This window comes from Lactobacillus sp. LL6, assembly GCF_007570935.1.
Classification (GTDB): Bacteria; Bacillota; Bacilli; order Lactobacillales; family Lactobacillaceae; genus Lactobacillus.
Map to the genome: position 1 here is coordinate 888,575 of NZ_VLLR01000001.1, position 26,502 is coordinate 915,076.

The 26,502-nt window shown below is 31.8% G+C and carries 21 protein-coding genes and 2 pseudogenes; 7 read left to right on the top strand and 16 right to left on the bottom strand.

Features of this window, described 5'->3' with window-relative positions:
• Nucleotides 1-113: 113 nt before the first annotated feature.
• From FOD82_RS04490 to FOD82_RS04500, 3 genes and pseudogenes are all read left to right on the top strand, one after another.
• Nucleotides 114-287: pseudogene (locus FOD82_RS04490) on the top strand (type II restriction endonuclease subunit M); the annotation flags it as partial.
• Between the two features lie 259 nt (nt 288-546).
• The gene (locus tag FOD82_RS04495) at nt 547-1,020 is read left to right on the top strand and encodes a DUF6442 family protein (RefSeq protein WP_144355290.1); all 474 of its coding nucleotides are present in this window, start codon (nt 547-549) and stop codon (nt 1,018-1,020) included.
• On the top strand, nt 1,020-1,214 hold the full coding sequence (locus FOD82_RS04500; protein ID WP_144355291.1) for a helix-turn-helix transcriptional regulator: 195 nt from the start codon (nt 1,020-1,022) through the stop codon (nt 1,212-1,214). Before FOD82_RS04495 ends, FOD82_RS04500 begins: the two co-directional genes overlap by 1 nt.
• Before the next feature lie 45 nt (nt 1,215-1,259).
• Here FOD82_RS04500 and FOD82_RS04505 read toward each other — a convergent pair whose 3' ends face one another.
• From FOD82_RS04505 to FOD82_RS04565, 13 genes and pseudogenes are all read right to left on the bottom strand, one after another.
• Nucleotides 1,260-2,018, bottom strand: coding sequence for a nucleoside phosphorylase (locus FOD82_RS04505; RefSeq protein ID WP_144355292.1), 759 nt, complete (start codon nt 2,016-2,018; stop codon nt 1,260-1,262).
• Between the two features lie 107 nt (nt 2,019-2,125).
• Nucleotides 2,126-2,485, bottom strand: coding sequence for a hypothetical protein (locus FOD82_RS04510; protein ID WP_144355293.1), 360 nt, complete (start codon nt 2,483-2,485; stop codon nt 2,126-2,128).
• A 5-nt stretch (nt 2,486-2,490) separates the two neighbouring features.
• Nucleotides 2,491-3,409: pseudogene (locus FOD82_RS04515) on the bottom strand (alpha/beta hydrolase).
• Nucleotides 3,410-3,488: 79 nt separating this feature from the next.
• The gene (locus FOD82_RS04520; protein WP_144355294.1) at nt 3,489-3,920 is read right to left on the bottom strand and encodes a hypothetical protein; all 432 of its coding nucleotides are present in this window, start codon (nt 3,918-3,920) and stop codon (nt 3,489-3,491) included.
• On the bottom strand, nt 3,907-4,617 hold the full coding sequence (locus FOD82_RS04525; protein ID WP_144355295.1) for an SLAP domain-containing protein: 711 nt from the start codon (nt 4,615-4,617) through the stop codon (nt 3,907-3,909). The genes FOD82_RS04520 and FOD82_RS04525 overlap by 14 nt, the downstream gene beginning before the upstream one ends.
• 199 nt (nt 4,618-4,816) lie before the next feature.
• Entirely contained in the window at nt 4,817-5,971 is a 1,155-nt protein-coding gene (locus tag FOD82_RS04530; RefSeq protein ID WP_144355296.1) for an RNA-guided endonuclease TnpB family protein, read from the bottom strand.
• Nucleotides 5,972-6,172: 201 nt separating this feature from the next.
• Nucleotides 6,173-6,799 (bottom strand): endonuclease III, encoded by a 627-nt coding sequence (gene nth / locus FOD82_RS04535; protein ID WP_144355297.1) that lies wholly within the window; start codon nt 6,797-6,799, stop codon nt 6,173-6,175.
• Entirely contained in the window at nt 6,799-7,443 is a 645-nt protein-coding gene (locus FOD82_RS04540) for a DnaD domain protein (RefSeq protein ID WP_144355298.1), read from the bottom strand. Before FOD82_RS04540 ends, nth begins: the two co-directional genes overlap by 1 nt.
• Nucleotides 7,444-7,517: 74 nt before the next feature.
• Nucleotides 7,518-8,816 carry an asparagine--tRNA ligase gene (gene asnS, locus FOD82_RS04545; protein ID WP_144355299.1) on the bottom strand — a complete coding sequence of 433 codons (1,299 nt, stop codon included), beginning with the start codon at nt 8,814-8,816 and terminating at the stop codon, nt 7,518-7,520.
• A gap of 51 nt (nt 8,817-8,867) precedes the next feature.
• Nucleotides 8,868-9,365 (bottom strand): hypothetical protein, encoded by a 498-nt coding sequence (locus tag FOD82_RS04550; RefSeq protein WP_144355300.1) that lies wholly within the window; start codon nt 9,363-9,365, stop codon nt 8,868-8,870.
• Nucleotides 9,334-12,141 (bottom strand): helicase C-terminal domain-containing protein, encoded by a 2,808-nt coding sequence (locus FOD82_RS04555; RefSeq protein WP_144355301.1) that lies wholly within the window; start codon nt 12,139-12,141, stop codon nt 9,334-9,336. The genes FOD82_RS04550 and FOD82_RS04555 overlap by 32 nt, the downstream gene beginning before the upstream one ends.
• A 27-nt stretch (nt 12,142-12,168) precedes the next feature.
• Nucleotides 12,169-15,744, bottom strand: a complete 3,576-nt coding sequence (gene addA / locus FOD82_RS04560; protein WP_144355302.1) for a helicase-exonuclease AddAB subunit AddA — start codon at nt 15,742-15,744, stop codon at nt 12,169-12,171.
• Nucleotides 15,744-19,217: a PD-(D/E)XK nuclease family protein gene (locus FOD82_RS04565; protein ID WP_144355303.1), complete on the bottom strand. Its 3,474-nt coding sequence runs from the start codon at nt 19,215-19,217 to the stop codon at nt 15,744-15,746. The genes addA and FOD82_RS04565 overlap by 1 nt, the downstream gene beginning before the upstream one ends.
• A gap of 82 nt (nt 19,218-19,299) precedes the next feature.
• Here FOD82_RS04565 and mvk point away from each other — a divergent pair, with 82 nt between their 5' ends.
• Genes mvk through fni form a run of 4 tightly spaced genes read left to right on the top strand, consistent with a single transcriptional unit; the run spans nt 19,300 to nt 23,321 of the window.
• On the top strand, nt 19,300-20,208 hold the full coding sequence (gene mvk, locus FOD82_RS04570) for a mevalonate kinase (protein WP_144355304.1): 909 nt from the start codon (nt 19,300-19,302) through the stop codon (nt 20,206-20,208).
• Complete coding sequence (gene mvaD / locus FOD82_RS04575; RefSeq protein ID WP_144355305.1) at nt 20,208-21,164, top strand: diphosphomevalonate decarboxylase; 957 nt, start codon at nt 20,208-20,210, stop codon at nt 21,162-21,164. The genes mvk and mvaD overlap by 1 nt, the downstream gene beginning before the upstream one ends.
• 43 nt (nt 21,165-21,207) lie before the next feature.
• The gene (locus tag FOD82_RS04580; RefSeq protein WP_144355306.1) at nt 21,208-22,287 is read left to right on the top strand and encodes a phosphomevalonate kinase; all 1,080 of its coding nucleotides are present in this window, start codon (nt 21,208-21,210) and stop codon (nt 22,285-22,287) included.
• A gap of 17 nt (nt 22,288-22,304) precedes the next feature.
• Entirely contained in the window at nt 22,305-23,321 is a 1,017-nt protein-coding gene (fni, locus tag FOD82_RS04585) for a type 2 isopentenyl-diphosphate Delta-isomerase (protein ID WP_144355307.1), read from the top strand.
• A 45-nt stretch (nt 23,322-23,366) separates the two neighbouring features.
• Here the strand turns inward: fni and FOD82_RS04590 are convergent, their stop codons facing one another.
• From FOD82_RS04590 to FOD82_RS04600, 3 genes are read right to left on the bottom strand one after another with little or no spacing between them, the layout of a single operon-like run.
• Nucleotides 23,367-24,755 (bottom strand): RsmB/NOP family class I SAM-dependent RNA methyltransferase, encoded by a 1,389-nt coding sequence (locus tag FOD82_RS04590; RefSeq protein WP_144355308.1) that lies wholly within the window; start codon nt 24,753-24,755, stop codon nt 23,367-23,369.
• Nucleotides 24,748-25,713: a hypothetical protein gene (locus FOD82_RS04595; protein WP_144355309.1), complete on the bottom strand. Its 966-nt coding sequence runs from the start codon at nt 25,711-25,713 to the stop codon at nt 24,748-24,750. The genes FOD82_RS04590 and FOD82_RS04595 overlap by 8 nt, the downstream gene beginning before the upstream one ends.
• The gene (locus tag FOD82_RS04600; protein ID WP_144355310.1) at nt 25,703-26,440 is read right to left on the bottom strand and encodes an SAM-dependent methyltransferase; all 738 of its coding nucleotides are present in this window, start codon (nt 26,438-26,440) and stop codon (nt 25,703-25,705) included. The genes FOD82_RS04595 and FOD82_RS04600 overlap by 11 nt, the downstream gene beginning before the upstream one ends.
• Between the last annotated feature and the right edge of the window lie 62 nt (nt 26,441-26,502).

Consider the following 26,502-nt stretch of genomic DNA (forward strand, 5'->3'; position numbering starts at 1 on the left):
CTTATTCAAAGAGTAAACTTGGTTTTAATCTAAAATAAAATAAATTATTGAGTTATACTTATATTTCAACGATAATATAAGTATAATTACAAAATTGATTTGAGGAATAATAAATGGCTATTATTAATATTGAAGATAAAATTTCTAAAATAATAGAAAAAAATGATAAAAATACTTTTATTTATGATTTTTTGAGTGTTTTTAATATTCCTAAGGCAACTATCACCAAGTTAAGAAAGGGAATTAATAATCTTTCTAAAGAAGAAGGAGAAGTTTTATCTAAAAATAACGCCCTTTAACAAGAACTTATAGTATAAGATTGTTTATTAACTGTTCCTACTAATAATAAACTATCATTAATTCCTAAATATATCGGTACAATTAAATAAATTAACAAAAACACCAAGTAATTTTAAACTACTCGGTGTTTTTATTGTTTTTTATCAATTTTTACAATTTTATGTAAAATATATTTTACAAAAAGTAATAAATATTATATTATTATAACTAAATCAAACAAAAAAAGGATTCAATGGAGGAACAAAAATGGAATTAACAATCATTTTTATTACCATATGTGTCATTACACTCATTGCTATGATGTGGTCACAAAAAAAGAAAGGTAACTACGATGAACGTCAAGAAGCAATTCGTAATCGTGGTTACAAATATGGCTTTTTCACAATAACGATTGTAGCAGTACTTATGATGTACTTAGAGATGTTTAACATCAAGTTTTCTAATTATTTATTCAGCATTATTCCTTTATATTGTGGATGTTTTGTAGCTAGCATTTATGATGTTATCAACCAAGCTTATTTTAGAATGAAAGAAAAGCACATGACTGGTAACGGTTTTCTTTTAATTGTTTGCGGACTTATGGAAGCATATTTTTGCATTACGAGTCTTAATCAGGACTTCACTAGTATTGTGACATTTGGTATGTTAGCAGTGTATTTGATTATTATGGGAATTGCAATCTTATATGTTAACTATCGCAGTAAAAGAGATGATGCTTAATGAAAAACTTGAAAATGAAAGCAGCTCGTGCTGCTAAAGATTTGTCTCAAGAAGAGCTGGCTAAAGAAGTTGGGGTAACCAGACAGACAATTTCTGCAATTGAAAAAGGAAATTACAATCCAACCATTAACTTATGTATTAACATTTGTCAGGCATTAGATAAGACATTAGATGAATTATTTTGGCCGGAATAATTTTCGCACTAAAAAAGCTACTATTCAAAATAGCAGCTTTTTTAGTTATTCAATTTCACCTAATATCATGCTTCCAATTTCTAAACTTATACTATGGGAATCATTGCCCCAATTTCGTTCGTCATAATTTTCTATATCAGCTAAGCTGTCAGCAGTAAATAAAATCTGGCTGAAATCAACACCGCGGAATTTACAACAACTAGCCATTGCAGAGCACTCCATTTCTACTAATTCGCATCCTAATGATTTAGCAGTTATAACCTTTTTCTTAGTCTCTCTAAAAAAGCCATCGGTAGTCCAAGTTGTAACATCTTCAGCATCTAGTTTTAGCTTAGTTAATGTTGCCCGAACAATATTATGCCAGTTTGTTTCAAGATCAATGAAGTTTGATGCTGGTAAATAATGCAAAGACGTACCTTCATCGCGCAAAGCTCTTTTAACTAGAAACAGCTTGTTTTCAGGTAAGTCGCTAATTGCTCCAGCACTACCAACTGCTAAAACTTGCTTAACACCATACCCAATTAGCCAATCAAGAAGCTGTACTGCAGCTGGTGCTCCAAGAGGTGCTTGACACAAAGTAAACTTTTGTTCATTAACTTCCACTTCATAGATAGTTGGATTAAAAGAGATAGTTAAAAATTCACCGATGGATTGATGAGGATACTTTTTCAAAAATTCATCAATATCCTTCTTTTCTACGAATGCATAGAGAAGTTTCTTATGGAAATGATATGGCAGCTTTTCATGTGTAGGTTCAAGGACAGAGTGTTGGTCTTTATCATAATCAAGCAAGAATTTTGACATAAGACATCCCTCCTAAAAATGTATTGTTATGATTAAAGCATATTTTTTAAATGCTGTAAATTAGCTAATGAGTGTTAGTTGCCCATTGACACCATTCATACTGAGCCCTATCTAAACGCATCCGGAATTATGAAAACATAAATTCCAGCAATAATTACAATTATTAAGCCAATTAAAAAACTTAGAATAAAAGAAATTAATCGACTAACTCCCCTCCTGCCAAAGACATATGCTAAAGGGTTACCATCATCTATTAGAAGAAAGGCAATTGCGGCATCTAAAAGATAAGCAATATATTTTAGGTTAAGCCATGGTAGAACTACAATACCCATAGCTAAAACAGAAAATAACCAAATAATAATTTTCTTTTTACTAGCTGGCAACTTTTGAGCGGATTCTTTTTTCCAGTCATTTTTATACTGTTTAAAGACACGCTTAGTATCCTGCCATTCATCTTTAAGACTCATAGTAACTACCTCACATATTTTTGCAAAAACATTCTAACTTTTTCTTCGTATTCTTTTTTATACATCGGATAAGATTGTGCATGACTTGCAAGTTGTGTTACCCATAATTTTTTGGGAGCGTTAGTTGCTTTATAGTTTTTCATAAACCATCTTAGTTGGGACAACGTGATCACGCTTTCCATGAATAAAGAAAATTGGTCGAGTATTTTTCTTAAGTTGCTTAATACTTGAAGCTTCTTCTAAGAAAAATTTATTTCGTCTTTTGTTAATTACACTAACCCCTTCAACTAGTGGTTTGCATAAAGGACTGGGTAAACCTACTGTTTGTTGAGCTTGATAAGTTACTTCTTCTTTAACAGTTGAATAGCCACAATCTTCAATAAAGCACTTAACCTGCTTAGGTAATTTCATTCCACTAACCATCATTGCTGTGGCTCCACCCATGCTTTGCCCCATAATAACAATTTTTTGATTTTGACCATTTTTAATAATAACTGACTTAATCCATTTCAGAATATCTTCTTTTTCTCGCCAGCCATAACCAATATACTTACCTTGACTTCGACCATGAGCTCGAGCATCCGGAATCAATACGTTATATCCCATATCATAGAACATTTTACTGAAGGCTCCCATACTATCTCCATCGCTCATGAAGCCGTGAAGCAAGATAGCGGTTTTATCAGAATGGTGATCTACATAGTTAGCAAATAGCTTTATCTTAGGTTCAACTGTAAAAGTCCACTTTTGTTTTTTAAAGTTTTTATACCAAATTTTTTCTGAATAGAGTGGATCTTTGCCGGAGATTACTTTTGAATCTGGCTTTTTATTAAAAGCTGTCATAGCATACTTAAAAAAATACTTACTGGCAAGCCATATAGTACTAGATAAGAGTAAGGATGATAATAGTAACTTTTTCTTCATTTTTACATCTTCTTTAAAAATCAATATTTGTTAAGTTTATTCTAGCAAAAAAGCAGAACTTCGTGTTCTGCTTTTTATGTTAATCTTCAATTCTAGTTCTCACAAATAAGTTACCAGCAAATGTATCATTGCCATAGCCATACTCACTATCATCGCCCCAAAGGAGCCATTGAGCGTTGCTTCCTTTAGTACCTGCTATTTTAAACCAACGTTGGGCAGAATCTCCTCGACCTGTTACTTCAGTTTTATCAACCTTGATTTTTTGACCTTGTTTTACAAACTTTTTAGTTTTCTGAAGATCATTATTATAGATGAAGATGTCACTACGTGGTGTTACTGTTGTAGAACCACCATCACGGAAAAGTGCATGACCGTTAATTGAATCAACGTTGATAGATTTAATGTAAGCCCCATTACCTAATGAATAGTAATTTTGACCGTGGATTTTAATGGTAGGGATGCTGTATTTTTTGTTTCCACTGTAATAATAGTAATCATCATTTCCCTGCATAGTTAATTAAGCTATATTTAGCTAAAGTTCTCTTACCATTAAAAGTAATTCGTTTTCCAGCCTTATTATAGATAGCAGAGTTAGTGTTTAGCTTTAAAACACCTTTCCCATCCATAGTATTAATGATATTGCTACTAATATATTGACCATTTCCAATGTTGATGAATGAGTTTGGATGGTAAGTGTATAATTTTCCAGTATATTTTACACTTGAACGAGCTTTATAGAAAGCTTTTTGTCCACGATAAGTTGATAATTTCTTACCATTTTTGTTATAAATATAAGAATCCTTGATTAAAGTAAGAACGCCAGTTTTCCAACTATAAGAACCAACATTCTTAGCAAGGACATAGCCACCATCTCCCAAGTCAACATATTCTTCTCCATTAATAATTACTTGAGGCTCACCATTTATAAAAGCATCTGCATAAATTCTAGGACCATTAGTAATTATTTGACCATAATAGTTATAAGCTTTTTTAAAGTTAAAATTTTGTGGCTGATGATCAAGCGCTTCACCATTTTTATCGTAAATAATAGGACTATTATAACTTGATGTTAAAGTTACTTTTCCTTTTAAAGATTCAGCTGCTTGGACCGTATTTGTTGTTGCAATTTGCAAACCGCTTAACGCAATAGGGCTGATTAATAATGTTGCTGAAAGTGCAACGGCAGAAATCTTTTTATTTAGTTTCATAATTTTTCCTCTTTTGTCTTATTTCTTTATATTATAACAACTTTCAATTAATAAATGCCAAATGAACTACATCGGGAATAAATTCCCGAGTTTCTGGGAACAGCAGGTAGTGTTTAGGTTCTTACAGAGAATTAGCTTCTGATGTCCAGAAGGTCTCATACCTAACTCACAGAACCTGCCTATTTACCTTGGCTAGTCCCTAACCAGTTAGCTTTGCTTTATTTAGGATATTAACTGCCGCATTAATATCTCGATCATGATGGACTTTACATTTTTGGCAAGTCCATTCACGAATATTCAGTGGCTTCTCACCACTATTGAATCCGCAATTTGAACAGATTCTTGAAGTGTTCTTGGGATTGACAATGATTAACTTTTTGCCATACCATTCGCACTTGTATTCAAGCATCATTCTAAACATTCTCCAACTCGCATTACTAATAGATTTAGCCAAATGGTGATTCTTTTGAAGATTTTTGGCTTTCAGGTCTTCAATTGCAATCACATCATAGTTTTTGACTAGTTCAGTCGTAACTTTATGGAGATAATCCTTGCGCTGATTTTTGACTTTATTTTGGTATCTTGCTTTTACTATTTTGGCTTTCTGCCAATTAGAAAAGCTTTCTAGATTTCTGGGATTAAGAACTTTCTTATTCTTATCTTGCAAGACTAGTCTTTGAGCTAAATGGCGTCTTCTTGAAAATTTCTTCTGCCATTCAGTAGCTTTTTTGTCAAAATAAGAACCATCAAAAGTATCATACTTGATACCATTTGAAAGAATGGCTAAATCAGCCAATCCAATATCAATCCCAACTTCTTTGTTAGTCTTAGGTAGCTCTTTCTTTTCAACTTCTACTTGAAAAGAAATGTAGTACTTTCCAGTTGGTTCTAAGCTTACTGTATATCGCTTGATCTTGGCATCTTTCAAAAGTCCAGTTTTGCTAGTCTTAATATAGCCAAGTTTAGGCAATTTCAAATATCGCCTGCCAATAACACGAACAGTTGACTTGCCAGTATAAGAGTTCTTAGTTGACTTTCTTGAATGAAATTTTGGCTTTCTTGCACGGATTGACTTGTCAAAGAAATTTTTCCAAGCCTGATTCAAATTAGCATTAACTATTTGAAGACTAGAAGAATCACTGTTTTTTAGAAAGCTATATTGATGTTTTAAAGGTTTTAACAAAATATCTAGCTTATATTTACCTAAAAATGGCAAATGATGATTATTCTTGTAACGCTCATTCATCATGGCAAGCATCTGGTTCCAAATAAAACGGTCATTACCAAACATTTGAAATAATTGTCCTTGTTGTTTTTTATTTGGATATAGTCTTAACTTGATTCCAGCAAGCATTTTTGTGCCTCCTTTCTTGATATTATTCTTAAATTATACCAAAACAGAATAGGAGGAAAAAGCGAACAAAATCTTAAAATTGTAGATTTTTTAAAACAAAACTTGTCACTTAGATTGCTGGATTCATCTCGGGATTGAAATCCCGAGCTTTCTCCAGTATATTTTCAGTAAAATATATACTAACCCATAACATGATTAACTTTATTTTGGTAAATATGAATATGGATCTCCCTTAGCCCTTGATGGCATAGTATAACGACCAAACAATATCATTGCATGATGAGTATGAATCCATTTTTCTTTTGGAAGAAGTTCTTCTAATCGTTGCTCAACTTCATGAGGAGTCGCTTTTTCATCAACAATTTTAAATTTTTTAGAAATTCGAGAAACATGTGTATCAACAGCAATTGCAGGTCTGCCAAATCCTTCTGCTAACACTACATTTGCAGTTTTTTCACCAACTCCAGGAAGAGTCATCAATAGTTTTTTATCATTCGGAATTTGACTATTAAATTTATCAACTATAATCTGAGCAGATTCTTTTAAGTGTTTAGCTTTTGAATGATATAAGCCAATTTTTTTAATATCTGCTTCAATATCCTCAATTGATGCATTAGCTAAATCTTTTGGTGTTGGAAAATCTTCAATGAACTTAGGCATTACCCGATTAACCATTTTATCTGTTGTTTGAGCGCTCATCAGTACTGCACATAACAAATGAAATTTGTTATCCCATTGAAGTTCTCCTTTTGCCTCTGGATATAAACTATCAATTTTATTTAAAACATCTCTTGCTTCATCGTCACTTAATAATTCTTCTTTTGCCATTATCGATTCCTTTGCAAAAATTGTTTAACTTCATACACAGTTTTTAAATTATGTCGTTGCCAATTTAATAAGATTCTGTCGACATATTTTAAACTATAAACTTGTGATAATACAGCTTCACGCAGAGCCATCTTAATAATTTCTGGAGAATAATGGTCTACTGTTAGCCATGCTGACAACTCTTGTCGCTCAATTGGACTTAAGTAGCGTCCAAATTCAACTTCAAATTGTCTAGCCAACATATTGATTGGATTATTCTCTAAACTATCAGTTACTTCAATAGTTTGATTATTTTGATTATTCTTAATTAGAATATGCTCATCGAGATAATTATCCAACTTTTCATATAGTGGATTCAAGTTATAACGATTACCAATTCTTCCTTTAGAATCAGTAGTTTGTTCAATTGATAGCAATCCTTGATCAATCATTTGTTGGATAAGATTTGCAACATCATTAGTTGTTAGGTTTGTATTAGCCGCGATTTTTTCATTGGAAGGAAAATGCTCTCCGCGTTGATTAAAGGCTTCTAACTGAATAATCAAAATGAGTTGAATATCAGAAAGTCCTAACTGTGAATAATATGCAATTAGTCCATTTTGAAGTGTAGTAAAACCAAGTGCACGATAACTATTATATTCCAAGAATTTTTATCCTTTCTAAATTAAAAAAGTTGAACTATTAAAAGTCCAACTTTTTTATTATTTAAAAAAACTAATTAAGGTTCCAAACGGTTAATCATTCTTGGGAATGGAATTGCTTCACGGATGTGATCTAACTTGCAAATCCAACCAAGGTATCTTTCAAAACCAATACCAAATCCAGAGTGAGGAACTGAACCATATCTACGAAGATCAAGGTACCATTCGTAGTCTTTTTCATTTAAGCCGGCTTCTTCAATTTGGGCTTTTAATGTGTCGTAGTCACTTTCACGTTCACTACCACCAATAATTTCACCATAACCTTCAGGAGCCAAAACATCAGCACAAAGATATTCCTTAGGATTGTCAGGGTTCTTCTTCATGTAGAATGGCTTGATGCTAGTTGGGTAGTTCATAATAAATACTGGACGATCAAATTGTTCAGAAATGTAAGCTTCATCTGGAGCACCAAAGTCATCGCCCCACTTAAAGTCACGACCAGCATCTTGAAGCATCTTAACTGCATCATCATATGAAAGACGTGGGAAATTACCCTCAGTTGTTGGACGAAGCTTTTCTGGATCACGATCTAAAAGACGCAATTCATATTCACAGTTGTCCAAAATTCGCTTAGTTACGAATTGAAGCAATCTTTCTTGAATGTCTAATGACTCATCTTGATGCATCCATGCCATTTCTGGCTCCATCATCCAGAATTCAGTCAAGTGACGACGAGTCTTTGATTCTTCTGCTCTAAATGTTGGACCAAAAGTAAAGATCTTGCCAAAGGCAGCAGCACCAACTTCACCGTATAATTGACCAGATTGTGAAAGATATGCATCATGGTCAAAGTAATCAATATGGAATAATTCAGTAGTACCTTCTGGAGCTGATTGCATTAAAATAGGTGCATCAAACTTGATGAAGCCTTCTTGTTCAAAGAAGTCAACAATACCCTTAAATGCTTGGTTTCTAATTTGCATAATAGCAAATGGACGGCGACTTCTTAACCACAAGTGACGGTGATCTAAAAGGAAATCAATACCGTGTTCCTTATTACCAATTGGGTAGTTACCATTATTAGTTACTACTTTGATGTCTTTAATTTGGATTTCATAACCAAATTTTGAACGTTCATCTTTGTGAACAGTACCTGTAAGGTAGAAACTTGCTTCTTGGTGCAAAGATTTCGCTGTCTGAAATACTTCTTCTGAAACATCATTTTTGCGAACAACACCTTGGAAGAATGCAGTACCATCACGTAATTGCAAGAAAATGATTTTTCCGCTTGAACGCTTGTCTGTTAACCAAACATGCATTTTTACTTCTTCATCGACATGTTTGGAAGAATCTTTAATTGAGATTAATTCTGTCATAATTTTTCTCTCCACCTTCATCAATATACTTTATCTATCATACCAAAGTTTTTAAAGATTGGCGACTTCTGATATTTCATTTCCTGATTTAAATTCATATAAAGTGTAACTATACTCTTTATTTTTATTTTGAGAAGCTACTTCCCAAACAGCTTCTCCTTTATACCATCCTAAATTAACTTCAGAAATATTTTGTTCTGGATGCAATCTCTTAAATTCACTTTGGATTTTATTTTCATTAACACCTTTTTTAGCAGACAATAAGTAGGCTTTTTTAGTTTTAGGTAAATAAATAAAGTAATAATTCTGTCCTTTTTTACTACTTCCTTGAATAGAATAGCTACTTACTCCTCTATCTAAATGATAGTAAGACTGGATATTTGTAATTGGTGTTTTCTGACTTGCTAGCTGCGCAACCCTTTTATCGTTATCACGAGATTGGGACCCCGCTCTATAAAAAACAAATATACTTGCAATATAAAAAGCAATAACAAGTACAAATGTCCATACTACGAATTTAATGGTTTGTCTTGTGTCGTCTCTGATCATAATTTTCTAATTTTTTATGTAATTCCTTTAGATTTACTTTTTCTGGTTTTACTGGAAGAGCATTTAAAAAACCTTTACCATAATCTTTTGTCCATAATCTTGAGTCTAAAATCACAAACTGTCCATGGTCTTCTTCTCCACGAATCAATCGTCCCATCCCTTGTTTAAAGCGAATTATTGCTCGTGGTAAGGTATCAGCTTTAAAAACATTAATACCTAAATTCATTAAATGCTTTTGCCGTAACTTAACTTCTGGTTGACTAGGAGATTCAAAAGGCAGTTTAGTAACAATTACCGTATCAACGCCGCATTCGTGAAAGTCGATGCCTTCCCAAAAACTATCAGCTCCTAAAATAATTGCTTTTTTAGCAATACCGAATCTTTTAGCAATTCGATTATTAGAACCCGATAAGCCTTGTGCTAAGATTTCAAAGTCCTTCAGTTCAGGCTTATTTACGATTCTAACATATACATCCCTAATTCGATCAAGGTTTGTCATTAAAACTAAAACATGATTTTTAGTTTTTAAATCGTCAGTTAAAATTTGTTCAACCTTTTCATCAAATTCTTCACTTGCAGGATCTGGCATCCCGGTCACTGCTAACACTTCTAAGTGTTTATTAAAGTCAAACGTACTTTTACCCACATATAAAACGGGATGAAAATCAGTAATTGCTAATTGCTTTGTCGCAAATTCAAAGTTATCAGAGCTTGTAAAAGTTGCACTAACAAACAAAATATGATCAAAACGACTATAAATTTGCTTTAACTCTTGTGATACATCAAGCATCATCCATTCTAAGTTAGTACTGAGCGGATCTTCAGGGTTAGTAACCATTAATACAAAGCCCTCTTGTTCCATACTCAATGGATCAGATACTAAGTCTGATAATTGGTAGCTTTTTTCAGTATAATAATCTAATTTATCAATTTGATCCGTAATATCTCCAAGCACAGCATCATTCCCTGCTCCTGAAGTATCTTGTTCACGATACAAATGAAATAAAATTTGATTAGTATCTTGACGTACTTTTTCTAATTTTTTGCAGAACTTTTCTAATCTTTGTAAGAATTGTTCTCTTTGAGGAAATAGCTTGCTTGCTTCAAAACTTAGCTGCAATGTACCATTAGCCAACAAAGATTTATTAATTGCCATATCTTTATGCTTATAGAGCGATTTTTGCAATTCATTGATAGCTTGAATCAATTCTAGAATTTCAGGATCAAGATTTTTAAGCAAAAAATTAAGTTGGACATCATCATTATATTGATTTTTAATGCAGTCATCACCAAAATACAATAGATTTCTTAAATGACTCAACACTCCCCATAATGACTCAAAACGCATAGCATCATTTCTAGAAATGATTACATTATCGGTAAATCTATGAGCTTCGTCGATTACCAAATATGGATTTTGTCCCCAAATAGTGTCCATATAATGGTTAGCTAAGTAAGAGTGGTTAGTAACTAAAATATCTGCTTGTTCTTGTTTTTGTCGTGCTAAATTCCAAAAATCAACTTCCGCAAATCTGCTCCCTACTCTAGCATCTCCTGGATGTTGGATTTGTGCAAATAGCGGCTCTTTATAATTAGTTAATTCTAACTCGTCCAAGTCACCAGTTTTAGTTTTAGTTAACCAAACCAAAATCTGCATTTGTAAAATCAAAGTAGGTTTATTAGGTGTTCCTTGGAATAAACTTTGAACAAACCCATCTAAGTCTAAATAGTGGCTGCTCGCCTTAACTACTTCTGCTGTTAAATCTAAGTTAGTGATTTTCAGCATTTGTGGAATTTCTTGTTTAAGAATTTGATCTTGCAATACCTTAGTAGGTGCCGCAATTACTAGTTTTCTTCCAGAATAAAGCTGATAAGCATAACTAAACAGATAAGAAAAAGTTTTTCCAGTTCCATTAGGTGCTTCTACTACCATTGCTTTTTCACTTGGCTGATTTAAAAATTGATGAATATGGTTAATTAAATCAATTTGAGGTTTACGATAATGCAATTTATCCTTGAAAAGCTTCTTTTTAAGATTATCATCTTTAGGAAATTTATACCCTTGTCCATGACTTGTCAAAGAATGGTTTTGTTTTTGCAAAATAATATTACGTACTTGCATATATGCTTTACCAAGTGGTCGCTTAGTTTGTCTTAAACTATCAGCAATTTTATTAATGATCCATGATGTATCCCGAACTAATCCGTGAGATAAAGAACCTAAGGTATTCAGAGTAGCTTGAGGCAAACTAATCAAACTATTAATAATATCAAGTAATAAAACTGCTGTACCATAAGCATCTGAATCAGCTTTATGAGGATTTAGATGCTGAATATCTAGTCTGTTAGTTAAATCGCTTAGCTTATATGATGGTAAAGTTGGAAAAGCAATTTTGGCTAATTCAACTGTATCAACTGCCTTATTAGTTAAGGCTTCATAACCATGCTGCATTAATTCATAGTTTAAGAAAGGTAAGTCAAAATTAACATTATGAGCTACAAAAATTGTATTTTTTAAGATATCGATGATTTTAGGAGCATAATAATCAAAATCCTTGGCATCTTTCACATCATCGTTACTGATTCCCGTTAAATTTTGAACTGATTGCGGAATTTCTCGATGTGGATTAATCATAAAAGAATAAGTTTTGACTATTTTCATATCTTTAATAATTGCACAACCAAACTGAATAATATGATTATCATGTTCTCTTTGTGTCCCCGTAGTTTCAAGGTCTACTACGGCAAAGGTATCATTTGCGAATATGTTTTCCATAATTTCACCACCTTTCACTTATTAAGTTTATTTAACTTCAATTACCTGTTTAGCGTCAAGCAAAATCAAATATTTTCCCTTGACTTTTTTGTCGCTGAAGCCATTTAGCGCTTGCTCATAAAGTCGAAGTTGACCAGTGTACTTTTGCTTAATATTAGTAATGGCCTCATTTAAATGATTCTTATCTACATAATCGGTTTTATAATCAAATAAAATAATACCATCTTCATCTATAAAGTAACCGTCAATTGTACCATGAACTAAAATTTTGGCATTTTTATCACTAAAATCACCAAATAATTTACTTGCTGAAATTAAACTTGAAAAATCAACTTCTCTTTTTAAATTTTCAGGTTTCTTCCAAAACTTTTTGGCAAAATCACTATGAACAAACCACTCTATTTGGTCTTTTTTAATACTTGAGATAATTTCAGGATTTAGTTTTTTTCTTAAAACTAATTCTTCGAGTTCTTTTTCAAGTTGTTTTTCATCATTATTTTTATAATCATAATATTGCAAGATTAAGTGAGTTGCCGTACCAATCTCTGCTCCTGTAAAACTTGTTTCAAATAAGAAATTTGGCTTAGTGTCAATTGGTTGCAAATATCGATTAGTAGATGAAATAAGACGTGAATTTTCCAAATCTGTTTCAAGAGGATCGTTAAAAGCTTTTTTAATTTCAGAAACAGCTTGATATGCTGTAGTTTGACTAGCATCTTTAAAAGGATAATCAAAATCATAAAGCTTGCGTGCTGTTTCTATTAATAAAGCAGAATCCTGACTATTTTCAGTTGCTTCTTCTTGTGAAGTATTTTCACTAAGTTCTTGCGCACTATAATCAATAAATAAGACTTCTTTATTTTCATCAATTGCACTGCTAATGTCTGCCATATTTTGGCTAATTTGTCGGTCAAGTTTTAAACTTGGTCCAATAAAATCAAGAGGACTATTAGCATTTAATTTATGTAAAAGTGCTTTAGGATTTTGTTTTTGCCAATTGCTTAATTTTTTATCAAAACTAGCAATATCACCAATTAGTATTAGCTTTTGCTTGGCTCTAGTTAAAGCAACATAAAAGATTCTTGCTTCTTCTTCTAACAATTGACGTTTTTTCTCAATATTTCCATACGATTTAATTAATGAATCAATACGATACTGTGATTTACGCAAAGTAATCCCTAGCTCATTAGGATTAATTACATAATTTCCACGCAAGTCACTCATTTGATATTTTTTCTCAATTCCTAAATAAAATACAATTGGAAATTCTAGCCCCTTTGAACCATGTATAGTCATTAATTTAATTGAATTTCCAGCTTCTTTAGTCAAAAGCGGCTGACTTAAATCTTTTTGGCTTCGACGAATACGTTCAATAAAGTTAATGAATTGATATAGCCCCTTGAATCCTGCGCTTTCATAAGAAGTAGCTCTTTCATATAAAGCTTCTAAATTAACTCGCCGCTGTTCCCCATTTGGAAGAGCTGTCATAATTTCTAATAGATTAGTTTTTGCATAAATACTCCAAATCAAATCAGAAATCCGATGCGTTGCAGAAAAATCTCGCAATTCTTCCAATTGATTTAAAAAGTTTTTGATTTTTTTAGACAACTCGTCATTTTTAGACACATAACTAGTTAATGCATTATAAAAACTATTATTTTTACTTTTGATTCTAATTTTAGCAAATTCAGTTTCGCTAAAATTGAACAAAGGTGACCTTAAAACAGTTACTAATGGAATATCTTGATCTGGATTATCAATTATTTTCAAGTAGTTCATAATCACAGTTAATTCGAAAGTTTGAAAATAATTTTCCGCATCTGTCACAAATAAAGAAATATTAGCTTTACCAAATTCTTGCATAATTTCTAAATTATGTGATCTACTTCTAGTTAAAATGGCAATATCACTATAGGTAAACTTTCTAGTATGACCTAATTTTGCATCGTAGATTTGCAAGTTCTCTTTTTCAAATTGTTTGATACGATCAATTACCATTTGTATTTCAGAAAAGTCTTTGTCATCTTTACTTTTTTTATGATAGATGACTTCTGTCGCTTTATTTAAATGCTTGGGATAATATTTTGCCCCAAAAATTAGTTGTCCTTCTTTTTGATAATCGATTCCTCCAAAATTTGGTGTAAGAATTTGATTAAAGAACGTATTTACTACTTTAGTAACTGGTTCAGTTGAACGAAAATTATCTGAAAGTAAAATCCGCTCATATTTATTATTATCTTTTCCAAACTCATGATATTTTTTTAAAAATAAGCTTGGCTCAGCTTGACGGAAACCATAAATTGATTGTTTAACATCCCCTACCATAAAGAGATTGTTTTTTCCTTCTTGTTTTAAAAGCTGAATAATATTTTCTTGCAAGGGATTTATGTCTTGATATTCATCAACCAAAATTTCTTTAAATTTATTTTGATAAAAATCACGAGCTAATTGTGAATTAGATGTATCTTGACTCAAAATTGTATAAGCCATTTGTTCTATATCACCATAGTCAAGCAGATTTTGGTCCCTTTTAAGTTCCGAAAATCTATCAATTAGCGCAAGTTCCGAATCAATAATAGCAGATACTATCTTTTGAGAAGTACGAATTACTTCAAGTTGTTCTTTTTCATCTGTAACAAAAAATGAAGTAAATATATCGTAAATTTGACTTTGGATATTAGAGCGAACCTCTTTGGCTTCATTATATACATCTTGAATATCCTCATCCCATTTTTTGCTTATTCGCAAGGTACCGTCAAAAAGACAGTGTCTTATCATGTCACGTTGAGTATTATAAGAAGCATCATTGTTCACAACTTCTATAAAGTTTGACAGATTTTGTTCAAATTTTAAAAACTGTACTCGCAATTTTTCCAATTCTGTTGTTTCGAATTGGGATGTAGTAGTAATAGTTTTTAATTCAGCTTGAATATTAGTAGCAATATCTAATAAATAAGGTTTTATTTTTTGTTGCCATAAATCAGATAAAACTAACTTATCTTCAATCTTATATTCATTAGCTAAACTTTTAAGCCAAGTACGATACTTTGGCTTAGCCATGGCAAAGTTATATAAATCTAAAAGTAAGTCTCTGGCGCTTTCTGCATCTCTATCACCAGCAAAATTATCATAAAATGCTAAAAAGTCCGTATCATTGTTTTCTAGCTTTTGACTTTCAACTTCATGAAGTGCTTGCTCTTTTAATAAAGCAGCTTGTGTATCATCTGTTAAAACGCTGAAGCTGGGATCAAGATTGATTGCATAGTAAAATCTATGGATCACTTCTAAACAAAAGGCATCAATAGTAGAAATATTAGCAGTATCAATATTATTAAGTTGTGTACGTAAATGATTTCTTTGCTTAGAAGACAAATCATCTTTCAAATGAGTTATTAATTCAGATTTGATTCGTTTCTTCATTTCCTCAGCCGCAGCTTTAGTAAAAGTAACTATCAGCAACTCATCAACATTTCTGCCACTCATTATTTCTTTTAATACACGTTGGGTTAGGACAGTTGTTTTACCACTACCAGCAGAAGCAGAAACTAGAATGTCCTTGCCTTCTTCTTTAATGGCTTGTTCTTGTTCTTTAGTAAAAGGCACTAGTTTTCCTCTCCTTCTTGATTTAAAATTTCTCTAATTTTAGTCATTAATTCGTTTTTCTTTAAAGTGGAGATATCGTGGTATTGATTTTCCTTAAGCATGGCATCAAAGAAGAAAATATCACGATAATCAGAATAGGTTAGAGCATTATGAGTATTATCCTTACGGAACGGATTTAGTTCTATATTTCCAGACAGAATTTTGTTAGATGCCTGCTTAATAAGGTACTCATCATAAGCTAAAAGCAGGTCAATTTCTTCTTGATTGAAGTTAGCACTTGGTAATTTAAGCTTATTTTTTGCAGGTTTGACCCCATAGTAAATACTTGAATCGTCTTTTTCTAGTAATGGATCTGCTTCTAATAATAAATCAGGATCATTATTAATAAGTCCACGATAAGTCAACTTATTATTAGTATCTAGGTATTTTTCATTGAGAGTTAATTTTTTGCTGATTAAACTAGTTCCATTTAACTTTTCTACTTGTCTAGTAATAGTTTGATAAAAAGCACCCAATAACTTTAATTCATCGTTATTTGCAAAGAATTTATTATTTTTAGCTAAAACATCTAGATATGACACCATTTGTAAGGATAAGCCATTATAAAACATTCCTAGATCAAAATCCTTTTTTGAGGATTTATAGTCAATTACTTGTGCTAGCACTTCACTGTCATTAATTGCTGCCAAATCTACACGGTCCATTTTTCCTCGTAAGTTTACATAGTGACTCCCTGTAAGATTAGGTATTTCAAAATTTAAGCCCTTAACTTTTTCTCCTAAACCAAAACTTAATTCGGAATACTTAGCTTGCAAAGGAGTCTTTTTGACTGCACGATGCCAATTACGTGCTACTTTAGAGGTAGTATGATCTAAGCATTTAAAAAGATACTTATTAAATGGATCACTCATTAATTGCTTATATCTGCCTTCATTTTTCATGGTTTCGCGAGCTTCATAAAGAAGTTTTTCTAACTCAATATTATCAATATTAGCTAGGTTAAGATGCTTTTGCTTTAGTTCTTTTACTAGCCTATCAAAAGTTTCATGGAAATAGTTTCCGGCTTGAATAACATCAAATTCATTTTCAGAGCGTCTGCGAAGTTTTAGTCCATAATTTAAAAAGTATTCATATGAATTTTGATAAAATGTTTCTAATTGCGATACAGAAGCATTTAAATTTTGTCCATATAATTCTTGTGCTAGTTTACTATCAATATTTTGGGGAGTGTTGTCAAACTCCGTTGCTTTTAAAACAGCCTTAGTTTTTTCTGGGATTTTTTCTTTAGTTAGCTCTAATAAATCGGTAAGAACTTTTGAATTATTAGTGGCTTCTAAATAGCCTAAGTAACCTAGACTTGCTTGGGCATTAGTTAAAAATGATAAGGTATTTTGGATACTCTTTGGTAAATCATGCTGCCACATTTCTGGAGCACCGTAATTTTTTAAATTTTCATAATAAAGAGAGGGATCTAATTGTTCATTTGATGCATTTAATACGGGATATGACAGATAAATGTGATCTTGGGCTAAAGCCAAAGCCATTCCAAACTGATAATTTTGATCTAAATTATTTAGTTGCTGCGAATCTTCAATATAGGAATCATCACCAAAAACTTGTGCTAATTCGGATAAGTTTTCTGTACTTAAAAAGCTAGGATCTTTTTTAATAGCTGGCAAGTTTCCACTAGTTGCTCCAATTATAAAAACTTGTTTATAATCACCTGCTTGAACCATTCCCATTTCAGAGATGTTTACTGCATCTAAAGTTGATGGGATTTGAGAAAAGCTTGCTTCTCTAAAACCACTAATCAACATATCGAAAAAGTTCTTACTTTGAAATTCATCTGGATTAATTAGCAAGTAATCCTTTAACAGAGTGATTAATAAATCCCAGACTTGCTCTGGCTGTTGAGCTTGCTGCAAGTCACCAGATTCTTGTGCAATTTCACGCCAATTTTCTAGTCTTTTTGATACTCCATTTTTGATTAAAAAATTAAAGAAAATAGTAATAGCTTTTTGACTATTTGTTTCAGTATTGATTTTTTGAAACATCTTATCAATTATTTCGATGAGAAATTGTCGCAACTTATCAATATTTGCGATTTCATCAGGCATTTTATCCAATTTGATAGTCTCTGCTTCAATAAAATCCGTAAAAGGCTTTTTCCATAGCTGATGATTAATACCATGAGCTAAAACAAAGTTCTCTAATTCATCTACATCATGAAGGTAAGCTTGTTCATTTGGATACCAGTCTGGAATTAAAAGACGTGTCTTTAAGATAGTGATTAAGTTTTGTGTATTATAGGGATGCTCTAGTAGACTTGCTAAATTTTCAATTAATACAACTACGGGGTGATATTTCATTTCTTGCTGCAGATCGTTAAAAAATGGAATATTATTTTGCCGCAAAATTGGGGTTAAATAAGTTTCATATTCATGCAAGTTAGGTGCTAAAATCAAAAAGTCTTGATAACGATAATTGCTGAGGGCAACTTGTTGATAAATTGTATGCGCAACAAAATAAGCTTCTGCATATCTAGAGTCAGCTTTGACTAATCGAACTTGATTTAATTCTTCTGTTCTAGGGAGAGTTTGTGTCCATACTCCATTCAAGATTTCTCGCTTAGAAGGATTGAAATTGACTTCTTCAGATTCAATAGAATACTCAATATTTTCGGTTTGAAGATAATGGATCAAACGACTGATAGTCTTTTGAATGACATAATCATACTCTCCAGCTTCCGAGTTAGGATTTATCTCACCATTTTTTGTTTTAAAAGCAATTGTTACATTCTTTGCATATTTCATCAGTAATTTGATTGTTAGACTTTCTTGCAATGAAAAATGTGAAAAATCCGTAAAATAAAAACTTTTATCCCTAAGTTCTTCTTTTTTATTAGCTAATAATTCATTTAATTGAAATGCAATTTCATTTTTAGTAGAAAATTTACCTGCAATCTCTTCTAAGAATGCAGTATAAATAATTTTTAAATCATGAATTTTGCTTTTTGTTTCTAAATCTAGATTACTTTCATCAATTTCATCTAAGTCTAAATTCCCATCATGAATTTGTAAAACACTTTGATAAATTTGTTTAACTAATCCAGTATTGATATTAACATTTTTAAAAAGGTCTAATTCCTCACGTTTATTGTTTATGATTTTTTCTAAAAGCATTGCACTTGCAGCATCATCAAGCTGAGTTGGCAATCCTTCTTCTGCTTCTTTTAAGAAAAACCATGCCAAACGTGAAAATGATAATACCTGTAAATTCTTAACAGAAGCTTCAGATTTTTTATTTGAAATAGCAAGTTTGTTAATTGCTTTAACTTCTGTGGTAAACTTAATATGATTTGGAACGATGATGAAAGTTTCGGATTCTGGATGTTTTTTGTAGTTTTCTACAGCTTTTTCCAGAATTTTTTCTTGTAATGGGTCGGTTTGTCGACCAGTTATAAATTTAATCATTAGTTCTTGGCTCCTTGTGTTTTTAATTTTAGCATAAGAGTGCCTTTCTAAATTTTAAATCTCATTTAAGGATGGTTAAAATATGAAGTCGAGTTTCTTAGCTCATGGAAAAGTTATATTGATTGGGGAACACTCTGTAGTTTATGGAATGAATGCATTGGCTATGCCAATTACTGCCCTACATATCAAAGCTGATGTAGAAAAATCCAACGAAACTTGGATGGATACTGCAAAATATCATGGTCCGTTTTTTGAAGCGCCTAGTGACTATGATGGAATTAAATATGTAGTTAAAACTATGATGGAATTGGCTAATTCTTCTGCTCCTGTTAAAGTTACCTATACTGGAGAAATTCCTATGGAAAGAGGATTTGGCTCAAGTGCAACTGTAGCTTTAGCAACAGTTCGAGCAATGGATAAATTTTATCAATTAAACTTACCTGAAGCAAAAATTATGGAAATTACTAACCATGCTGAAATGATCAATCATGGTAAAGCTTCTGGTCTTGATGCAGCAACTGTCAATTCTGATTATCTAGTGCTTTTTAATAAAGAAGACGGTCCTAAAAAACTTGAGGAAAAATTAAATGCTACCCTCCTTATTATGGATACAGGTGAACTTGGTAATACTAAAGAAGCTGTAGGTATGGTTAGGAAACAACTTGAAACCAATGTCGATGCAAATAAAAAGATTGAGCGTTTAGGGAATTTAGCAGATGCAACAATTGCATCTTGGCATAATCACGATAGAAAATCTATTGGTCAATACTTTACTGAAGCCGAAGAAATTCTTGCAAGTTTTGGTTTAGCTACTGAACGAATAAACCAGTTACAAAATATTGCTCTTAAAAATGGTGCTCTTGGTTTTAAGCTTTCTGGTGGCGGCTTAGGTGGTATTGTGCTTGCTCTTTGTGATAATCAAGAGATCGCTGAAAAAATTGCTGCACAAAGCTCTGAATTAATTGATGGATACTGGATTGAGGAAATTTAATGAAAAAAACAGCTCGTGCTCATACTAATATTGCTTTGATTAAATATTGGGGTAAAAAAGACCCTAAATTGCGTTTACCTCTTATGTCAAGTCTGTCAATGACACTTGATAAATTTTATACTGATACTTCTATTGAAGCAGCTGAGGAAAACTCTTTCTATTTAAATAATGAAAAACAAACTTCTAATGCTAGTAAACGTGTTTTTTCATATTTAGAAATGCTTAAGAAAAAATATGACATTACCGATAACTTCACTGTTTCTTCAATTAATCATGTTCCAACCGCTGCTGGACTTGCTTCTTCTAGTTCTGCATTTGCTGCACTTGCAAGCGCATTTTGTGCTTATTATAATATTAATGTTGACAAAAAAGAACTTTCACGCTTAGCTCGTATGGGGTCAGGTTCTGCTAGCCGCTCAATTTACGGTGGTTTTGCTATTTGGCAAAAGGGCGATGACAATTCTTCTTTTGCCTATAGTTTAGATGAAAAACCAAAGATGGACCTTCATTTATTGGCAATTGAATTGAATAAAAATCAAAAATCTATCTCTTCTACTAAGGGGATGGAACTTGCTCAAACTTCTTCATTTTTTGAAACTTGGATTCAAAAAAACGATTCTGAATTAAATGAGATGATTCAGGCAATTAAGGATGAAGATTTTACTAAGTTAGGAAGTTTAGCTGAATTAAATGCTAGTGAAATGCATGCCGTTAATTTGTCGGCTCAACCTCCTTTCACTTATTTTGAACCAGATACTATCAAAGCAATTAAACTTGTTGAAAATATGCGAACTCAAGGAATTGAATGCTACTACACTATTGACGCAGGTCCTAATGTGAAGGTTCTATGTCAGTTAAGAAATGTAAAAGATATCAAACAACGCTTTGAGTCTTCTTTTAATAATGTTACTATAATCGATGCAAGTTTTGGTCCAGGAGTTTCATATTTGGATTAATTATTGTATTTAAAACTTAATTAGATTAGAGGGTTAAAATCTTTTGATAACAGAAAAAGCCCCCGGGAAATTATATATCGCCGGAGAATATGCAGTTTTAGAACAAGATTGTCCTGCAATTTTGGTTGCAGTGGATCAATTTGTACGTGTTTCAATCACTGAAAATAAAACAGGTACAGGTCTTATCCACTCTAAGCAATATTCCCAGGATTCTATCCATTGGGTGCGTCAAGGCTCCAAGATGGTAATTGACAACAGAGACAATCCATTTGAATATATTTTGTCTGCTATTTCCTATACAGAACAATATTGTATTGAACAAAATATTCCTATGAATGTTTATGATTTACATGTTAATTCTGATCTTGATTCAGCAGATGGTAAAAAATACGGTTTAGGCTCCAGTGCTGCTGTTACTGTTGCTGTTGTGAAAGCTATTTTACGTTTTTATGGCGTAGAACTCGATAATGAGTTGATTTATAAGCTATCTGCTATTTCTCATTACTCAGTTCAAGGAAATGGTAGTGCTGGTGATATTGCTGCTAGTGTTTATGGTGGTTGGCTAGCTTATCAAACATTTGATAAAAATTGGTTAAAACAAGAACTAGCTACTAAATCCTTATCTGAAGTGGTCAGTGAGGCATGGCCTGGTTTAAAGGTTCAGCTTCTTATTCCACCAGTTGGAATGAAACTCTTAATTGGTTGGAGTCAGCAACCAGCTTCTACTTCACGATTAGTCGATGAAACTAATGCGAATAAGAAATTTTTAAATGATGAATATCGAAAGTTTCTCATTAATTCACGTGAATGTGTATTAAAAATGATAGCTGGTTTTGAAAATAATGATATTAATACAATTCAAAAACAAATTCGCATAAATAGAGGTCTTTTGCAACACTTTGCGAAAATTAATCAAATCGCTATTGAGATTCCTCGCCTATCCAAATTAATTAATATTGCTGAAAAGTTTGGAGGAGCTTCTAAGACTTCTGGTGCAGGAAATGGTGATTGCGGAATTGTGATTATGAATGAGCATACTGATGGGGATGCCTTAGAAAAAGAATGGAAAAATAATGGTATCCTTCCATTAAATTTACATGTTCACCAGATAACTTTTTATTAATTAACAAAAGGTAATTTATGTCAATTAGATCTGAGAGAAAAGAAGAACATCTGACATTAGCTCAGATGTTTTTTGATGAAAAAAAGAAAAACAGTTTTGATCAGATGCATTTAGTACGCCCAGCTCTTCCTGAAAGCGTGGTAAATATAGATTCAATTAAAACTAAAATGTTTAACAAAGTTGTTTCTGCTCCATTTTTTATAAATGCAATGACTGGTGGTTCAAAAAAATCTTATAAAGTTAACCAAGTATTAGGAAAAGTTGCAGCTAAAGAGAACATCGCTTTAGCACTTGGCTCTGCTAGTATCTTAGTAAGCGAGCATGAACAACTAGATAGCTTTTATATTGCACGTGAGGAAAACCCCAATGGAGTATTAATTGCAAATATTAATCCATTAACTCCTCTAAAAAATGCTCAAACTATTATTAATGAGCTTCAAGCAGATGCCTTACAAATCCATATAAATGCAGTTCAAGAAATTTCAATGCCTGAAGGTGATCGAAATTTTAAATGGATCAATAATATTCGTGAACTTCGACAAGGGATAACTGTTCCAATTATAGTGAAAGAAGTAGGTTTTGGAATCGATGCTTCTGCTATACAACTTCTCAAAAGTGAAAATATTACTCTAATAGATGTTGCTGGGAGTGGCGGAACGAATTTTGCTGAAATTGAAAATGGAAGAAATAATCGAGATGTTTCTTATTTAGAAGACTTAGGGCTTCCTACTGTGGTAACTGCTCGTATAGCTCAAAAAGCAGGCCTAGAATTTATTGTTTCTGGTGGTGTGCGTAATCCACTAGATGTACTTAAAGGACTTGTCTTAGGCGGAAAATATGTCGGAGTAGCTAATAAATTTTTACAAGAATACATGGAAAATGGCGAAGATGGTCTTTTTAATGAAATTCATGCTTGGAAAGAAGAACTTGCTGGACTTTTAGCGATCTATGGTTGCAATAACTTAAGCGAATTACCACAAGTTAAAAGTTATTATGATTTTTCTTTAAAAAATATCATCGACCAACTTATTTAACATAATATTTTATATTGTAAAAAAGCAGCTCATTTGAGCTGCTTTTTATTTTTTCAAAAGTCGTAGTCCTTTTGGATAAAAATTTTTGAGAGTTTTACCTGCAATTTTTCCAAAACTAAAAATCATATCTTTATAACTTACTAAAACAAAACCTTTAAGCGGACTATTAACTTGAATAGTTTCGCCATGTAAGTAACTTAAAAATTCATCTTCACTAGTTAAGTCAATAACTTCTGTTTGTTTATCTTGTCCTAGAACTTCTGCTAATTGGTGTCCTGGTTCAAAACGATTTTTCTTTAATATTCCTAGTTCAACACCATTATTTAATATCTTTAATCCTTTAATCTCTATAGGATTGATAACAGGAATGAAAACATGATTATTTCTAACTAAAGCTTCCTCTTTCCAATTGGCTAGAGGAACTGGCAAAGTAAACCTTTTTAAAACTTTGTCTATTAAGTCTTTATCAGAATTAGTTAAAGCAAAGTTTGATTTCTTCTGTTTCTTTTTCTTTTTTGAACCTGTTTTTGTTTCAGTCTTACTATCTGGCAACTTAAGTAATGCTGCAAATTGTCCTTCTCCTAAATCATCTTGTGGCCAAAAACGTAAAGTTTTAGTTAATTCAGAATTATTGCTTCCCCATTCAGGATGACCATAACTAATTTTAGTTGAGGTAATATTTTCGATTGGTAAAATTTGCATACTATAAGATTTTACTAGCCACTCTACAATTTGTTCATCTTCCTCAGGTGAAAAAGTACAAGTTGAATAAATTATTTTTCCACCTGGTTTTAACATTTTAATAGCAGCAGTTAAAATATCTTGTTGTCTTAACTTACAAGTTTCCACATAATTAGGTGACCAATATTCAATGGCCTCAGGATTTTTTCTAAACATTCCTTCTCCACTACATGGAGCATCAACTAATATTTTATCGAAATATTGTTTAAAATACGGAACTAATTCATCAGGGCTTGCATTTGTTACTAAAGCATTTGTAATACCCCAACGTTCAATATTTTCTCTTAAAATTTTTGCTCGACTAGTAGAAATTTCATTTGCTACAAGAACTCCTTTTCCTTTTAATGCTTCTCCTAATCCTGTACTTTTTCCACCTGGAGCTGCACATAAATCAAGAACTTTTTCTCCTGGCTTTACGTTAGCAATATGAGCAGGAAACATTGCTGAAGGATCTTGTGAATAAACACTTCCACTTACCCATTCAGGATCATTTCCTGAAATTTCTCCATAATATCCATTACTTAAATCAGGAACTCTTTCATTTAAAGGATATGATACTTTTACTTTTTTTAATGGATTAATGCGAAATGCTTTTTTACTATTATCATTCATTGCAGCAAACATCTTTTCTGCTGCCTTTTCCCCAAGTAAATTTTTATACTTTTCTTTAAATTCAACAGATAATTTAAGCACTAATATTTTCCCTTCTTTTTAAAATTATAATTTCTAAACCATAACTAAGAATCATTGCAATAAAACTTAAAATAAGTAGTTCAACCAAATGGTCTGTCTTTGAAAAAAATGCTCTCCAGCACAAAAAGATATATGCTGCTAAAGTAACGATTCCTTCTATTAATAATAGTCTCAGACTTCTATTTATTAGCCAAATTTTCATTAAATTGTCTCGTAAGTTTGTTCTTCTAGCTTGACGCCAATTTACAAGCGCCAATATCATATTACATATTGCAATAACTAGCCAATATCCAATAATCATTAATATTTCATTGATTACAGATAGTCGATGAATTTGATGCTTCTTAACAAATTCAGGTGTATGAACTGAAACATGATAATGTTTGGCAATCTGATTAATTACTTTAGTATTACTATCAATAACAATTTGATAGTTTTTAATTCTTTCTTGAGCAGTAGGCTGATTTATTCCTGTGCTTAAATAATACTTAGTTTGATCCATTTGATGGTAATGTTTTAAATTACCAATAACAGAATAATATCTTTTATTCCATAAAACGTAACTATTACCTTGCGCATGTAAAGTTTTTATTTTTGTGTCTGGACCTAAAATAGCAAAAGAAACCTGTCCCTTAAAATCATCCGGTACAAAATACCGTCCGGTTTCAGTTGGAACAGTAATTACACTATGATTTGCCCATACTAATACTTGATTTTTTTGAATCTTATTATCTAAGTGTAATTGTATCTTTTTATTATGAAAGGTTTTATTTAAATATTGTAAAAATTCGCCAATATTTTGCTTATTATTAATATTAATATATCTAGTATTGTTACTAAGCCCATGAGCTTCTAATAATTGATTTGCTTCTCTTGATTGAACATTAGATAAAACAGCTCCAATCCCTAGAAGACTTAAAAATATAACAAATAATAATAGTATTTTTTTATAATTCATCTATTTCAAATATCTTTTCATCTATAAAATCATAACTAACAAAGGACTGATTAATTTTAGCAAGTTCTGGAGTTTTTTTAAAGTGGGTTAATTTCCAAAAATCTGGTGAATTCGTTGCTCCATTTTTTTCACAAACAAACAATAAGTGAGCTTGAGGATTATACTTTTTCCATGTATTAATTACTTCTAAGTCACTTCTGCCAAAATTAGGCGACCACGAACAAAATATTAAATCTACCTTGTTATATTTTTTTATTGCATCTGTAGCACTTAAATTTTCAACACGAGAGAATTGGTTTTGTCCGGTTGATGAAGTCTTTGCCCATTCTAATGAATCCGTTGCTATAGTTTGAATTCCTGCTTCATTCAATGCTTTAGTCCAATATGCGTTTCCTGCCATAATTTCAACAGCTGTTTTAATTTTAAATTCCTTTCTTATTAGTTTTGCAGTAGTTAAATTGGGCAAAGACCATATTCCAAATTTTAATGATAAAAATTGTCTTGTACTGTTTAATAAATGATTTATTGTTTTTACATCTTTAAAATTATTGTTCACTATTTCTTCTATTTCATCAGGATATAAGCCTAAGCGATCAGGTGCTTTTGCTAGGACTTGTTTTAAAGCAACAGTTTTCACTATTTTATTTAACTCTTTTACCTGCTCTTGCACTATTCTATTATCTATTTTTTCATTAATTGTGTTAATTTTTTTTATAAATTTTGTCATTTCTTAATACCTATAAATGATTTTACCATTCACTGAACGATAAATCAGTTATAATAATAATC